The following is a 12,698-nucleotide window of genomic DNA, read 5'->3' on the forward strand; positions in this document are numbered from 1 at the left end:
TAATGCTCATGACACTACGCTTCGGTGCTGTAAGGAGTCAACATGGTTTTCGCCCCTGACACTGAAGTGGCACTGCGAACGGTGGTGAACCTCATCAACACGGCCACGAACGGCAGGGAGGGGCTGGCCTCCATTGCCGATCTGGACAGCTTCCTGGACGCTGAAGGATTCTCCGGGGCACGCAGCAGGGATGCCGCCGAACTCGAGAGCGTGCGGCAGCTGCGCAGCGAACTTGCCGCGGTATGGACGGCGGACGAGGACACCGCCGTGGAGGCGGTCAACCGGCTGCTGCGGGACGCCAACGCGCTGCCCCAGCTGATGAAGCACGACGGGTGGGACTGGCACCTGCATGCCACCGCGCGCGAGGCACCGCTGGCGGACCGGATGGGCACCGAGGCTGCCATGGCCCTGGCTGACGTGATCCGAAGCAAGGAGAGGGACCGGCTGCGCATGTGCGCGTCAGAGGACTGCGACGCCGCCGTGCTGGACCTGAGCCGGAACCGGTCCAAGCGCTACTGCGATACCGGCAACTGCGCCAACCGGGCCCACGTTGCCGCCTACCGCGCCAGGCAGGCCGCGGCGGGCTAGCTTAGCCCCGGTCTGGTCCGCCCGTGCCATCGCCCGAAGCCATCGGGTCCTGGCTGCCGGGAGCACCGAACCCATGGCCGGGCCGGCCCTGCGGGGATGGTTTGGGCGCCGAGCTCAGGTTTACGCCCGACCCCTTGCCCAGGTGTTCAGCGTTCTCCTTGTAGCTCATCGACAGCATTGCCGCGATCACCAGGGTGACGATGAAGGCGATGCCCGCCGCGGTGAAGGCAAGGTCGAACCGGGGCGTACGGGCGCTTCCGCCGGAGGCAAAGATCAATACGGCGACGAAGGCGACAACGGCCCAGAATGCGGAAAACATCAGCGGCCCCTTCACCGAGGTCCGCAGCTTGCGCGGTTTTCCCTGATGCTGGTCAGCCACGGTGGTTCCTCCCTGCAGGCGGCGCTGGGCCGGCCTGGTGTACGAATTGCGGTGTCGCGCCAATCTTTCTACAGAAAGTAGAAGGGCACTCCCCCTAGTTTACGGCTTTCCTGCAACGCCGCGGGCATCATGCCGCAGCGTCAGGCCCGAAAGTACCCACAGGACGCCCGAAACAATCGCTCCTCCGCCGGTGACGCCAAGCAGGGCATGGGCGCCGAGGCTGACGAAGAACGGCAGCAGCGCCGCTGTGCCAATCCCGATGACCCCGGACGCGATCCAGTCACGCCCAAGCACATGGCGGCCCCTGTGCCGCAGGCCGCAGGCGAGTTCGAGGAGGCCTGCCACTCCCAGACCCAGGGCTGCTATCACCCCGAATAACAGGTCACTGTGCAGGAGGAGCACGGCGAAGCCGGCACCGGCCAGGACCGCTCCGGCGGCGGACAGCATCTTGCCCGAGTTCTGTGCGAGCCCCGCTGCCGGGACGGTCCGCAGGGACACCAGGCCGGCCGCCAGCAGGTAAAGGCCGCCGGCCCAGCCCATGACCTCAACGGAGGGAGACGTCCAGAAGACCGTCACTGCGCCAAACACCAGGGCAGCGGCGGCGCGGAGCAGGACCGGCCTCCAGAGGTCGATGCGGGGGGTGGTTGCGGGAGCAGCGCCCGCGGGGGTGGATGGTTGCGTCACCGGTCCAGTTTAGTGGGGGCTGCTGGGAGGTCTAACCGGACGGGCTGCCCGGGGCCCTTCGGTAGGCGCAACCGCGGTTCAGCCCGCACCGAGCACCATCCACCGGTCTGACCGGGCACGCAGGCCCAGGGTTACCGCGCGTGCCGCCATGTACCCAAGCGCGAAAACCGCCCAAAGCCAGCCGAGCCCGGGAGCCCCCGCGGCGCCGGACAGGGCAACCCATACCAGCAGCGGCGAGTAGACGCCAAGGTTCACCAGGCCGGCCAGGGCGAGATACTGCGCGTCGCCGGCGCCGATCAGCACACCGTCCAGGACAAAGACGTAGCCGGCAATGGGCTGGCCGGCGGCCAGGACCCAGAGGGCAAGGGCCAGGACGTGCTGCACCTGCGGGTCGGGCGTGAACAGCGCACCGGCCCAGGGGGCTGCCGCGGCCAGGAGCAGGCCGGTCACCACCCCGAAACCCGCGCCCCAGCGGATCATGGTGCCGGTCAACAGCCTTGCCCGCGCCGCGTTGGACGCGCCAAGCTCTTTCCCAATGAGCGCCTGCGCGGCGATTGCCAGGGCGTCCAGGGCGAACGCAAGGAACGAAAAAATGGTCATGGCCAGCTGGTGGGCTGCGAGGTTGACTTCACCCTGCGCGGTGGCCACCAGCACCGTCGCCAGGATGGCGGTGCGGAGGCTGAGAGTACGCAGCATGAGCCATGAGCCCACGCGCGTCATGGTGCGGATGCCCCGCCAACTTGGCAGCAGGGCCACGCCGTGGCGCACGGCGCTCCGGCGCACCATCACTACATACACCGCTGCCATGGCCCATTGCGCAACACTGGTGCCCAGGGCCGAACCCACCACCGACAGGCCCAAACCATAGACAAGCCAGAGGTTCAGCACGATGTTCGCACCGAAGCCGGCAGTAGCCACCACCAGGGGCGTCCGGGTGTCCTGCAACCCTCGGAGCACCCCGGTGCCGGCAAAGATCAACAGCATCGCCACCAGGCCCGGCATGGACCATCGGAAGTATTCGATGGCATAGGTCCGAACGCTGTCTTCGGCACCAAGCAGGCCGATGAGCGGGTCAGCAGCCGCGAAGCCGGCAGCTGCGAGGAACACGCCGAGGAGCAGTGCCAGCCAGACGCCGTCGCGCCCCGCTGCGAGGGCCTTGCCCAACTGCCCCTCGCCCAGGGCCCGGGCAACAGCGGGCGTCGTGGAGTAAGCCAGGAAGACCATGAGCCCCACAATGGTCTGCAGCACGGCGGAGGCGAGCCCCACTCCCGCGAGCTGGGCGACGCCGAGGTGTCCCACGATGGCGGAATCCGCCAACAGGAAGAGGGGCTCCGCCACCAGTGCACCGAAGGCCGGAACGGCGAGGCGGAGGATCTCCCTGGCCGGCCCCCGGCTTCCGGCCGCGGACGTGGACGTGGACGTGGACGTGGGAGCAGGCTGGTGGGGCACGGTGCCAGCCTAACCGGGGCAACCCATGGAAAGGAGCCGTCATGAGAAGGCCCACAAATCCAAAGAGATAGTTGACAGTTCAACTATCTCTTGGAGAGAGTGGGATCCATGAACCATTCACGACTGACCACCACAGCCCTTACCGCCCTTCGGATCATCCTCGGCTTCCTCTTCGCGGCCCACGGGTGGCAGAAGTTCACTGAGTGGACCATAGCCGGCACCCAGGCGTCGTTCGCCAAGATGGGCGTACCGGCCGCCGACGTCATGGCGCCCGCCGTTGCGGTCCTTGAACTGGCAGGCGGTATTGCCCTGATCCTTGGGGTCCTCACCCGCGTGGTTGCCGCACTCCTTGTCCTGGACATGCTGGGCGCCCTCTTCTTGGTGCATGCCCCGGCAGGTATCTTCGCCGCAAACGGAGGATATGAGCTTGTCCTGCTCCTGGCCACAGCAGCCTTCGCACTGGCGCTCACCGGCGCCGGCCGCCTGTCCCTCGACCGCCTCCTCTTCAGCCGCAGCAATTCGAGGTTGTCAGTCCTGGCCTAGCGGACTCTTCCAGAGACCTGCGACGGCGGTTGTGCACCCGGGTGCGCGGCCGCCGCCGCACTTTAACCGCCGGCAGTCCCCCGCAGGACCGAACCGGCCGGTAACCTGCGCCGTCAGTAAGATCGCAGCATGACTGAGACCGGCCGCCCCAACTCCGTAACCCTCCGATTCCTGGCCGCTCCCACCGACGTGGGCCACAGCGGCTCCGTGGACGCCGGCACCGTGCTCGAGTGGGTGGACAAGGCTGCGTATGCCGCAGCGGTGGGATGGGCCAAGTCCTACTGCGTGACCGCCTACGTGGGAAACATCCACTTTGCCGATCCAGTCAACAGCGGCGACATGGTGGAAGTGGAGGCCACGATCGTCTACACGGGCCGGTCCTCCATGCACATCCACACCGTGGTCTCGTCCGGGGATCCGAAGGGCGGCCCGGCCACGATGCGCAGTCAGTGCATGGTGATCTTTGTGGCCGTCGGCGAGGACGGCAAACCCATTCCAGTGCAGCAGTTCGAGCCCGCGACGCCTGCCGAGATCGAGCAGCGCGACCACGCGCTGGCCAGGATCAAGGTCCGTGAGCGGATCGTCGAAGCTATGAACGGGCAGGAATATACCGATGCCGGAACGGCGGAGCGGGTGACCTTGCGCTTCATGGCCGCCCCCACCGACGTTAATTGGGGCGGCAAGGTCCATGGCGGCATCGTCATGAAATGGATCGACGAGGCCGCCTATGTGTGTGCCTCACGCTACTGCGGACGGGACACCGTTGCAGTCTTCTCCGGCGGCGTGCGCTTCTACCGGCCCCTGCTGATCGGCCATGTGGTGGAGGTCGAAGCCCGGCTGGTCTACACCGGCACCAAGGGCATGCATATCGCTGTCCACGTCCGGTCCGGCGACCCAAAGGGCCGGGAGCTGCACCTCACCACGTACTGCCTCACGGTGATGGTGGCCCGCGACGGCGACGGCAACTCGGTGCCGGTCCCCGCCTGGGTGCCGGTCAGCGGGGAGGACAAGCGGCTCCACGCACATGCCCGCGAGCTCCTGGAAATCCGGGGGACAGCTCCGGGCAACCGGCTGCCCAACCACCTGCTGGCCGGCGCGGCTCCCGCAGCCGCCGCTAACGGAGCCTAGAAGCCGCCGCCCCCCGAGTCGCCCGCCATGTTGGCGAATCGGGAGTAATGGCCCTGGAACGCCACCACGATGTCTTTGGTGGGGCCGTTACGGTGCTTGGCCACCAGGATGTCCGCTTCCCCTGCGCGGGGCGATTCCTTGTCATAGACGTCTTCACGGTGCAGCAGGATCACCATGTCGGCGTCCTGTTCGATGGAACCTGACTCACGGAGGTCAGAGACCATGGGCCGCTTGTCCTGGCGCTGTTCCGAGCCACGGTTCAGCTGCGACAGGGCGATCACGGGCACCTGGAGTTCCTTGGCGAGGAGCTTGAGCGCACGGGAAAACTCGGAAACTTCCTGCTGGCGCGATTCCACCTTCTTGCCTGAGCTCATCAGCTGCAGGTAGTCGAGGATGACCAGCTTGAGATCATGCTGCTGCTTCAGCCGGCGGCACTTGGCCCGGATTTCCATCAGGGACATATTGGGGCTGTCGTCAATGAACAGCGGGGCATCGTTCATCCTGCCCATGGTGGTGGCAATCTTCGACCACTGTTCGTCCTTGATGGTTCCCTTGCGCAGGTCCTGGAGTCCAATGGTGGCCTCGGCGGAGAGCAGGCGCATGGCGATCTCGTTCCGGCCCATTTCCAGGGAGAACATCACCGTGGAGAGGTTGTTCTTGATGGCTGCGGAGCGGGCGAAATCCAAGGCAAAGGTGGATTTACCGACGGCCGGGCGGGCGGCGATGACGATCATCTGGCCCGGGTGTAGTCCGTGGGTCAGTTCATCAAGTTCGTAGAAGCCGGTGGGCACACCGGTCATGCCCTCCCCGCGGTGGCCGGACGCCTCGATCTCGTCCACCGTTGACTCCATGACGTCCTTCAGCACCACATAGTCTTCGGCGGTGCGGCGTTCCGCTACGGCATAAACCTCTGCCTGCGCCTGGTTGACCAGGTCCTCCACCTCGCCGTCGGAGCCATAACCCAGCTGCACGATCTTGGTTCCGGCGTTTACCAGCCGGCGGAGCACTGCGCGCTCGGCCACGATCTCCGCGTAATACCCGGCGTTGGCCGCGGTGGGAACGGTCTGGATGAGCTCGTGGAGGTAGGCCGGGCCGCCGATCCTGTTGATCTCAGCGCGCTTGGTCAGCTCGTCGGACACAGTGACGGCGTCCGCGGGCTCGCCCCGGCCGTAGAGGTCGATGATGGCCTCATAGATGGTCTCGTGTGCCGGGCGGTAGAAATCCTGCCCGCGGAGGATCTCCACCACATCCGCAATGGCATCCTTGGACAGCATCATGCCGCCCAGGACCGACTGTTCGGCCGCGATGTCCTGGGGAGGTTTGCGGCTCGCATCCGATCCACGGGTTGCCTCGACGGGGTCCAGATGCGCGATTGACAAAGCTGCCGTCCTCCATTTGTACCGGGTGTGCCCCGGTGGTCCATCCTGTTCGCAGCCGCCAATACAACCGCCGCCACCTGTCCAGGTTTACAACCAGGCCCCGACAATCGGATGCGGGGTCGGCCACACCTCCGACCGGGACTTATCCCCAGATTCCACAGTTTTCCACAGAGGGTGTGGAAAACTGGTGGAGGGCCGCGTCCAGGCTGCAGCTGGAACACCCGTAGTCCGGCCGCGAAGAACAGGTACCCCGCTACGGTAGCCCCGGTTGCGCCAGCGGCAAAGCCAACATGCCACGACCTCTGTGGATAACCTGTGCAGTATGTGGCATAGCTTGTGCACAGCCTGTGGGGAAATCTGTGGACAAAATAAAAATTTGAGCAGCATCGCCCGTCTGACCTGCGAAAACACTGCAGGCCGCATGTGGACTGAATATTTCTTCCAGGGAATTTCATCCACAGGGGTGGGCCGGGTGCTTGGGTGTGCGGGGAGGAGTCCGTCGCCTTCGAAAGGGTCAGGAGCGGAAGCGTGGCGCTCCTCATATTCCGCGTCTGGATTTTGTGCAATCCCCCCCGGACCTGTACGCGGCCCGGTACATATTGCTGTGGATAACCAGGATCAGGCTTAATATCTAGGTACGCCCGGGAGTGCAGGAGCGCAACCGGCAGCAGGAAGATAAGGCCGGCCGAAGGGCCGGCTCGGCAACCGCACCTGGCAGCGGCCAGGAAGTTACACAGAACGGCTTGTGAAAATGGAATCCCTCGCGGTCCCGGTCCTTATCCTGCTCGCGGTGGTAGCGGGGGTCACGCTGGCCTACCGCGCGGCCCGGAAACGCAGAACAGCCGATGATGCCGCCCGGCCCCAGCCTTCCGTCTCCGCCAAGGAGCTTGCCCGCGCAGCGGCCGACAGGCTGTCGGAAGACCAACACCGTCGGCTCTACGCCCTGATCGCCCAGGACCAGGGCTTGGCCGCCATCAAGCTTTACCACGAGGTCACAGGAGACGGCGTCCGGGCATCACGTGATGCCGTCGGCGCTCTCACTGCCCACCCGCAGCCCTGTCGGAGCCAGGCGCCGCAGCAGGTCGCCGAACAAGACGAGGACCAACCAACGCGGTTCCCGTACCGCTACCGCGCCATTGCCAGCAAGGGCGATGTCACCCGGGAAGTAAGCAGCAACATGCTCAACGACGAGATCTACGGCAGGATCCGGACCCTGGCCCGCAACGGTGAGACGGAGGCCGCGGCGAACGCCTTGACGCGGCACTCTGATATTTCAATCACGCAGGCACGGGAGTTCATCGCCCTGCTGGACGATTAGCGCGGCCCAGCAATGCCGGCGAGCAACTGCTCGAACGGGAGGGACTCCAGCGGAGCGGGCTGCCTGCCGGGCTGGGGCCCTTCGAGCAGCCGTGTGAACTCGCCGGCGGCGCGTTCAATCCGGTCCCCGAGCGACCCTCCGCCCTCTTCAGCGCTCCCCCAGTCCTGGGGTCCTGCAAAGACGCCGGTGGCAGCCATGCGGGTGCGGAGGTAGCTGAACAGCGGCCGCATGGCGTAGTCAAGGACCATCTGGTGCCGGTCGGTGCCGCCGGTGGCGCCCAGCAGGACCGCCTTTCCGTCCAGCGACTTGGGGTCCAGAACATCTATGAAGGACTTGAAGAGGCCACTGTAGGACGCACTGAACACAGGGGTCACCGCGATGATTCCGTCCGATGCCTCCACCGCTGCGATCACCTCCGCCAGGCGGGGGGCGGCGTAGCCGGTGACGAAGTTGTTGGCAATGTCCACGGCCAGGTCGCGGAGCTCCACGACGTCCACGTCCACCTGGTATCCGCCGGCCATAAGCTGGCGCCGGGCAGCTGCTGCCAACTGGTCCGCCAGCAGGCGGCTGGAGGAGGGTACGCCGAGCCCTGCAGAAAGGACGGTGATGCGGCGGGTTTCCATGGCATTCTCCTGGTGCTTGTTCTATCCATCATATATGCGTTTGCATCTACATGAGTGAACTGCTTGCGCCAGGAAAGTATTCCCGCCCGACTAACAGGCCTGCCCCTGTTAGAGCATCACGCTTCCCCGAATGCCGGTGGTGGAGTAGCCGCCCACCCAGATGTCCCCATCTTCGGCACTGACGTGGATGCGGCCCGCCCGGCCCAGGACAGTCCCCTGCGACGCCACGTACCGCTCCGGGGCCCTGCCGGTCTCCATCAGCCACTGCGCTGCTCCGGCATTGAAGCTGCCGGTGACAGGATCCTCCGCCATCGCATCACCGGGCAGGAACGTGCGGACTTCGAAGTCGGGCCCGTCGCCGGCAGGGCAAGGACCAATGGCACCGATCTTCAGGTTGCCCATGGCCGTATAGTCCGGCGCGAGGGCCAACACCTGCTCGGCAGTCTCGAGCAGGACCCCGATCCATTCGGGACCGTTCACCAGCCAGGACGCGTCGAGGACGTCTTCTGCCCGCACCCTTAGCGCCGCGGCCAGCTGCCGCCGGACCGACGCTTCCACGGCGCCGAATCGTGTCAGGGGCGGCGCGGCGAAAGCCAGCCTGCCGCCGTCGCGCTTTACCCGGACCAGCCCGGCAGCGCATTCCTGCACCACGCAGCCGTCGGATTTGGGAACTCCGCCGGCTTCCAACCACGTATGGGCCGAGCCCAGCGTTGGGTGCCCCGCGAAGGGAAACTCTTCCGTGCCCGTGAAGATCCCGACCCGGTAGTCGGCGCGCGGGTCCTTCGGCGGCAGGAGGAAGGTGCTTTCAGAAAGGTTGGTCCAGTTCGCAAACTGCTGCATCGTTGCTGAGTCCAGGCCCTCGGCATCAAGGACAACGGCGAGCGGGTTGCCCCGGTAGGGCTGGCCGGAGAAAACGTCGACCTGCTGGAAGGGGCGGCTGCGCGCTGTCGGATTCACCGGAGCAGGTTACCACCGGCACATGCGAAGACCCCCACCGCCGGAATCCGGCGATGGGGGTCTTCTGCAGTCGTAACTGCCGGGCCGTAGGGCTACTTGCCTGCCACTACGTCGAGCTCGATCACAGCGGCAACGTCAGCGTGGAGGCGGACGTTGGCCTGGTAGGAACCGACCGACTTGATGTGTGCGGGCAGTTCAACCTTGCGCTTGTCGATCTTGCCAAGGCCAGCGGCCTCAACAGCGTCAGCAACGTCGCCCTGCTTGACGGTGCCGAACAGGCGGCCGGACTCGCCAGCCTTGACGACCAGCTTGACCGGCTTGGCGGACAGCGCAGCAGCCTGCTTCTGAGCATCTTCCAGGGAAGCGTGCTCGCGGGCGGCGCGGGCAGCCTTGATGGACTCAACCTGCTTCTCGCCACCCTTCGACCAGGTCAGGGCGAAGTTGCGCGGCAGGAGGTAGTTACGTGCGTAACCGTCCTTGACCTCGACAACATCGCCAGCTGCACCGAGACCGGTGACTTCGTGGGTCAAAATGAGCTTTGCCATGTTAGTTAATCCCTTCCTTAGCCGCGGCCAGCGCCGGAGTAAGGCAGCAGAGCAACTTCGCGGGCGTTCTTGATTGCCTGGGCGATCTTGCGCTGTTCCTGCACCGTAACGCCGGTAACGCGACGGGCGCGGATCTTGCCGCGGTCGGAGATGAACTTGCGCAGCAATGCTACGTCCTTGTAGTCGATGACAGTGATGTCAGCGGCCTTCAAGGGGTTGGACTTTGGTTTGGGCTTACGGAGTTCAGCCTTAGCCATCGTGGAGCTCCTATTCTAGGGAGCCCGTGGATATTGATCCACGGGATGGTGGTGGTCCGACGGCGGCAGCAGCTTGAGTGCGTTGCGCACCCTTGCCGTCCCGGCGCCGGGCCGTTGTTTGGGTTTAGAAGGGAGGTTCGGAATCGGGGCCGTTGCCCCAGCCGCCTGCGTTGGACACACCGGGCGTGGCCCAGGGATCGTCCTGTGCAGCCTGCTGGTTGCCGCCGCCCCAGCCTCCACCGGAGTTGCCGCCCTGGTTTCCACCAGAGTTGCCGCCTCCGAAGCCACCGCCGCCGCCACCGCCGAAGCCGCCGCCACCCTGGCCGCCGGAGCGCTGGGTACGGTTGACCTTGGCATTTGCGTAGCGCAGGCTGGGGCCGATTTCGTCGACCTCAAGCTCGATAACGGTGCGCTTTTCGCCTTCTTTTGTTTCGTAGGAACGGCTCTTCAGGCGGCCGGTCACGATAACGCGCATTCCCTTGGTCAGGGATTCGGCAACGTTCTCGGCTGCTTCACGCCACACCGCGGCGCGGAGGAACAGGGTCTCCCCGTCCTTCCACTCGTTGGACTGGCGATCAAAGGTACGGGGGGTGGAAGCAATGGTGAAGTTCGCTACTGCGGAACCCGACGGTGTGAACCGCAATTCCGGGTCATTGGTGAGGTTACCGATGACCGTAATGGTGGTCTCGCCTGCCATCTACTGCCTCCTTGTTCGATCCTGGGTGAAGAGTGCGTTTCCTGCGGGGTAAAGAATGAGGACCATTGCTGAATTACTCAGCAACAACCTTCTGCTCTTCGGGGCGGGTGATCTTGGTGCGCATGATGGTCTCGTTAAGAGACAGCTGGCGGTCAAGTTCCTTGGCGGTCTCCGGCTTGGCGGTGAAGTTCACCACGGCGTAGATACCTTCGGACTTCTTCTTGATGTCGTAAGCCAGACGGCGACGGCCCCAGATGTCAACCTTCTCGATGGTTCCACCATCGTTGGTGATGACGTTCAGGAACTTCTGAAGCGACGGCTCAACGGTACGCTCTTCGACCTCGGGGTCGATGATTACCATCAATTCGTAAGGACGCATATGTGAACCCACCTCCTTTGGGCTAAGCGGTTACGGCATTTCCGTAACAGGAGGTTCATTTGCGATTCCATGCAATGCCTCGCCTCCGGAACGGGGGCAGGACGCAGCACAGACTTCAATATCCTAGTGCATTTTGACCCGATAGGCGATTCGCGCTTGACTCTAGGCTAGTCCCGTGATGCCTGCCGCGGCGTCCCTGGCCGGGCTATGTGGATAACCCGCCGCCCGTCACGTCCGGGAAAGCGATACCCCTTGAGCGGTACACCAGGACGTGAGGCCCGTTACCTAATTGTGATTTTCGCCGGCGTGTCGTGTACGGTCATGGGGGGCCGCCCCCAGCCGGCCTCAATCCCGGAGGACGCCCAGCTCTGCCCCCTCCGTGATCCACCAAGTTTCCAGGCAGAGGCGGGGGACCCGAGTGTCACGGGCCTGGCTTACGCCTGCCCTCGGGGTGAAGCCGCATCCAGGCGGCCGGATGGCCTCATCCGAACCCGACAGCTAACTCCGCAGGCGTTGAGAGGTAAATCCCCATGCCCGCATTCCTTAAAAGCAGCGCGAACCCGGCGCACCGTTATCAAAATGAAACCGCCCCTGCCACCGCCACCCCGCCAATGCCGGCGGCCAAGCGAAAAGTGAGCCGGCTGCCTTTGCCCCTCACGGCCGGACTCGCCGCCGCACTCCTTGGCGCTGCGTCCCTTGGCCTCGGCCTTGCCCAGGGCAATGACACGGCGGACGTGGCCCGAGTGGCCAGCGCCGCCGGCACCGGCAGTGAAGCAACGCCGCAAACTGCGACTGCTCCCCCCTCCGCCGCACCGGCTCCCGCCCCCGCAGTCGAGGCCCCTCCGGCACCCGCACCCTCCCCGGCCCAGCCCTCCGCCCCGGCGGCGGCACCTGCCGGGCCGCCTCCCGCGGGCGACTCCCCCATCGCCGTGGCGCCCGCCGCGGCGCAGCTGGCAAACAGCGGCACTCCGATGCCGACCGGCGTTCCCGGCAACTGGACCATGACCTTCGCGGACGAGTTCAACGGAAACGGCCTGGACAGCGCCAAGTGGGCCAGCTGCTGGTTCTCGCCCGGCTGCGGCACCATGAACAAAGTCTCCACCAGCCCCTCCAACGTTTCGGTGGCCAACGGGAACCTTGTCCTGGGGCTCAGCTCTTCCACGTCCGGCGCCCTCGTGTCCACCAACCCCAAGGGCGGTGCCGGCAGCGGCTTCCAGTTCACCACCGGCTATGTCGAGGCACGCATCAAATTCCCGGGCAATGGCAACGGGCTCTACAACTGGCCCGCCTTCTGGACCACGGGACAGTCCTGGCCCGCCACCGGCGAGAATGACATCGCCGAGGTACTCCAGGCCAAGATGACCGTTAACTACCACTCGTCGTCCGGCTCGCAGAACCAGGGTGGCGTCGGCGGCAACTGGGCCAACGAGTACCACACGTTCGGGCTGCACCGGATGGCCAACTCGTCGGACGTGTATTTTGACGGCGTCAAAGTTAAGTCCTATCCCACCAATGACGGCAATGCCCCTCAGTACATCGTCCTGAATGTGGGCGCCTCATCCACCAACCCCGCCTACGGACCCCAGTCCCAGGTCCTGGTGGACTACGTGCGCGCCTGGCAGTAGCCGGCCCCTTACCACCGGGTGAGGGGGGCGACGGCGGGACCTCCCGCCGTCGCCCCGTTACCTTTTTCGTAGCCCGTTCCTGTTGCAGGATGAGGGTGTGTTGGCCGGTCGGTCCCGGCATGGTTTCTGCCCCCAGTCGTTTCATGA

The 12,698-nt window shown here is 65.3% G+C and carries 15 protein-coding genes and 1 riboswitch; of the genes, 5 read left to right on the forward strand and 10 right to left on the reverse strand.

All coding sequences use genetic code 11. From position 1 onward, the window contains the following. Positions 1–42 precede the first annotated feature (42 nt). Positions 43–588: a CGNR zinc finger domain-containing protein gene (locus J2X98_RS14215; RefSeq protein WP_307309310.1), complete on the forward strand. Its 546-nt coding sequence runs from the start codon at positions 43–45 to the stop codon at positions 586–588. A gap of 1 nt (position 589) precedes the next feature. Here J2X98_RS14215 and J2X98_RS14220 read toward each other — a convergent pair whose 3' ends face one another. From J2X98_RS14220 to J2X98_RS14230, 3 genes are all read right to left on the reverse strand, one after another. Further along, positions 590–967, reverse strand: coding sequence for a hypothetical protein (locus tag J2X98_RS14220; RefSeq protein ID WP_307309312.1), 378 nt, complete (start codon positions 965–967; stop codon positions 590–592). Between the two features lie 99 nt (positions 968–1,066). Further along, positions 1,067–1,651, reverse strand: a complete 585-nt coding sequence (locus J2X98_RS14225) for a hypothetical protein (protein WP_174237557.1) — start codon at positions 1,649–1,651, stop codon at positions 1,067–1,069. 78 nt (positions 1,652–1,729) lie between these two features. Next, positions 1,730–3,100, reverse strand: a complete 1,371-nt coding sequence (locus J2X98_RS14230) for an MATE family efflux transporter (RefSeq protein WP_373460892.1) — start codon at positions 3,098–3,100, stop codon at positions 1,730–1,732. 108 nt (positions 3,101–3,208) lie between these two features. Here J2X98_RS14230 and J2X98_RS14235 point away from each other — a divergent pair, with 108 nt between their 5' ends. Together J2X98_RS14235 and J2X98_RS14240 are read left to right on the forward strand one after the other, a co-directional pair. Beyond that, positions 3,209–3,643: a DoxX family protein gene (locus tag J2X98_RS14235; protein ID WP_307309315.1), complete on the forward strand. Its 435-nt coding sequence runs from the start codon at positions 3,209–3,211 to the stop codon at positions 3,641–3,643. A gap of 129 nt (positions 3,644–3,772) precedes the next feature. Continuing rightward, positions 3,773–4,771, forward strand: a complete 999-nt coding sequence (locus tag J2X98_RS14240; protein WP_141944885.1) for an acyl-CoA thioesterase — start codon at positions 3,773–3,775, stop codon at positions 4,769–4,771. On the opposite strand, the gene dnaB is transcribed toward J2X98_RS14240, so the two are convergent. Continuing rightward, on the reverse strand, positions 4,768–6,150 hold the full coding sequence (gene dnaB, locus J2X98_RS14245) for a replicative DNA helicase (protein WP_141944884.1): 1,383 nt from the start codon (positions 6,148–6,150) through the stop codon (positions 4,768–4,770). The genes J2X98_RS14240 and dnaB overlap by 4 nt on opposite strands. 751 nt (positions 6,151–6,901) lie before the next feature. Here dnaB and J2X98_RS14250 point away from each other — a divergent pair. After that, positions 6,902–7,468: a hypothetical protein gene (locus tag J2X98_RS14250; protein ID WP_307309319.1), complete on the forward strand. Its 567-nt coding sequence runs from the start codon at positions 6,902–6,904 to the stop codon at positions 7,466–7,468. Here the strand turns inward: J2X98_RS14250 and J2X98_RS14255 are convergent. The 6 genes from J2X98_RS14255 to rpsF all read right to left on the reverse strand — a co-directional run bounded on the left by J2X98_RS14255 (position 7,465) and on the right by rpsF (position 10,926). Further along, entirely contained in the window at positions 7,465–8,091 is a 627-nt protein-coding gene (locus J2X98_RS14255) for an FMN reductase (RefSeq protein ID WP_307309321.1), read from the reverse strand. The two genes, J2X98_RS14250 and J2X98_RS14255, sit on opposite strands and share 4 nt — an antisense overlap. A 108-nt stretch (positions 8,092–8,199) precedes the next feature. Beyond that, a complete protein-coding gene (locus J2X98_RS14260; protein WP_307309323.1) occupies positions 8,200–9,048 on the reverse strand; it encodes a PhzF family phenazine biosynthesis protein in 849 nt (282 codons plus the stop codon). 92 nt (positions 9,049–9,140) lie between these two features. Beyond that, on the reverse strand, positions 9,141–9,593 hold the full coding sequence (rplI, locus tag J2X98_RS14265) for a 50S ribosomal protein L9 (RefSeq protein ID WP_018769834.1): 453 nt from the start codon (positions 9,591–9,593) through the stop codon (positions 9,141–9,143). Between the two features lie 17 nt (positions 9,594–9,610). Then, positions 9,611–9,850: a 30S ribosomal protein S18 gene (gene rpsR, locus J2X98_RS14270; protein WP_003800144.1), complete on the reverse strand. Its 240-nt coding sequence runs from the start codon at positions 9,848–9,850 to the stop codon at positions 9,611–9,613. A 124-nt stretch (positions 9,851–9,974) separates the two neighbouring features. Next, a complete protein-coding gene (locus J2X98_RS14275) occupies positions 9,975–10,547 on the reverse strand; it encodes a single-stranded DNA-binding protein (protein WP_141944878.1) in 573 nt (190 codons plus the stop codon). Between the two features lie 73 nt (positions 10,548–10,620). Next, positions 10,621–10,926 (reverse strand): 30S ribosomal protein S6, encoded by a 306-nt coding sequence (rpsF, locus tag J2X98_RS14280; protein WP_015939036.1) that lies wholly within the window; start codon positions 10,924–10,926, stop codon positions 10,621–10,623. Positions 10,927–11,301: 375 nt separating this feature from the next. Further along, positions 11,302–11,451: riboswitch (cyclic di-AMP (ydaO/yuaA leader) on the forward strand. 5 nt (positions 11,452–11,456) lie between these two features. Here rpsF and J2X98_RS14285 point away from each other — a divergent pair. Further along, positions 11,457–12,551, forward strand: coding sequence for a glycoside hydrolase family 16 protein (locus J2X98_RS14285; RefSeq protein WP_307309326.1), 1,095 nt, complete (start codon positions 11,457–11,459; stop codon positions 12,549–12,551). The last annotated feature ends 147 nt before the right edge of the window (positions 12,552–12,698 follow it).

It is taken from the genome of Pseudarthrobacter enclensis, assembly GCF_030811655.1.
GTDB classification, from domain to species: domain Bacteria; phylum Actinomycetota; class Actinomycetes; order Actinomycetales; family Micrococcaceae; genus Arthrobacter; species Arthrobacter enclensis_A.

What these genes read in the sequence shown, in the direction of transcription:
- J2X98_RS14215 (WP_307309310.1), top strand. Translation starts at nt 43, where the DNA reads ATGGTTTTCGCCCCTGACACTGAAGTGGCACTGCGAACGGTGGTGAAC.
- J2X98_RS14235 (WP_307309315.1), top strand. Translation starts at nt 3,209, where the DNA reads ATGAACCATTCACGACTGACCACCACAGCCCTTACCGCCCTTCGGATC.
- J2X98_RS14240 (WP_141944885.1), top strand. Translation starts at nt 3,773, where the DNA reads ATGACTGAGACCGGCCGCCCCAACTCCGTAACCCTCCGATTCCTGGCC.
- J2X98_RS14250 (WP_307309319.1), top strand. Translation starts at nt 6,902, where the DNA reads ATGGAATCCCTCGCGGTCCCGGTCCTTATCCTGCTCGCGGTGGTAGCG.
- J2X98_RS14255 (WP_307309321.1), bottom strand. Translation starts at nt 8,091, where the DNA reads ATGGAAACCCGCCGCATCACCGTCCTTTCTGCAGGGCTCGGCGTACCC.
- rplI (WP_018769834.1), bottom strand. Translation starts at nt 9,593, where the DNA reads ATGGCAAAGCTCATTTTGACCCACGAAGTCACCGGTCTCGGTGCAGCT.
- rpsR (WP_003800144.1), bottom strand. Translation starts at nt 9,850, where the DNA reads ATGGCTAAGGCTGAACTCCGTAAGCCCAAACCAAAGTCCAACCCCTTG.
- J2X98_RS14275 (WP_141944878.1), bottom strand. Translation starts at nt 10,547, where the DNA reads ATGGCAGGCGAGACCACCATTACGGTCATCGGTAACCTCACCAATGAC.
- rpsF (WP_015939036.1), bottom strand. Translation starts at nt 10,926, where the DNA reads ATGCGTCCTTACGAATTGATGGTAATCATCGACCCCGAGGTCGAAGAG.
- J2X98_RS14285 (WP_307309326.1), top strand. Translation starts at nt 11,457, where the DNA reads ATGCCCGCATTCCTTAAAAGCAGCGCGAACCCGGCGCACCGTTATCAA.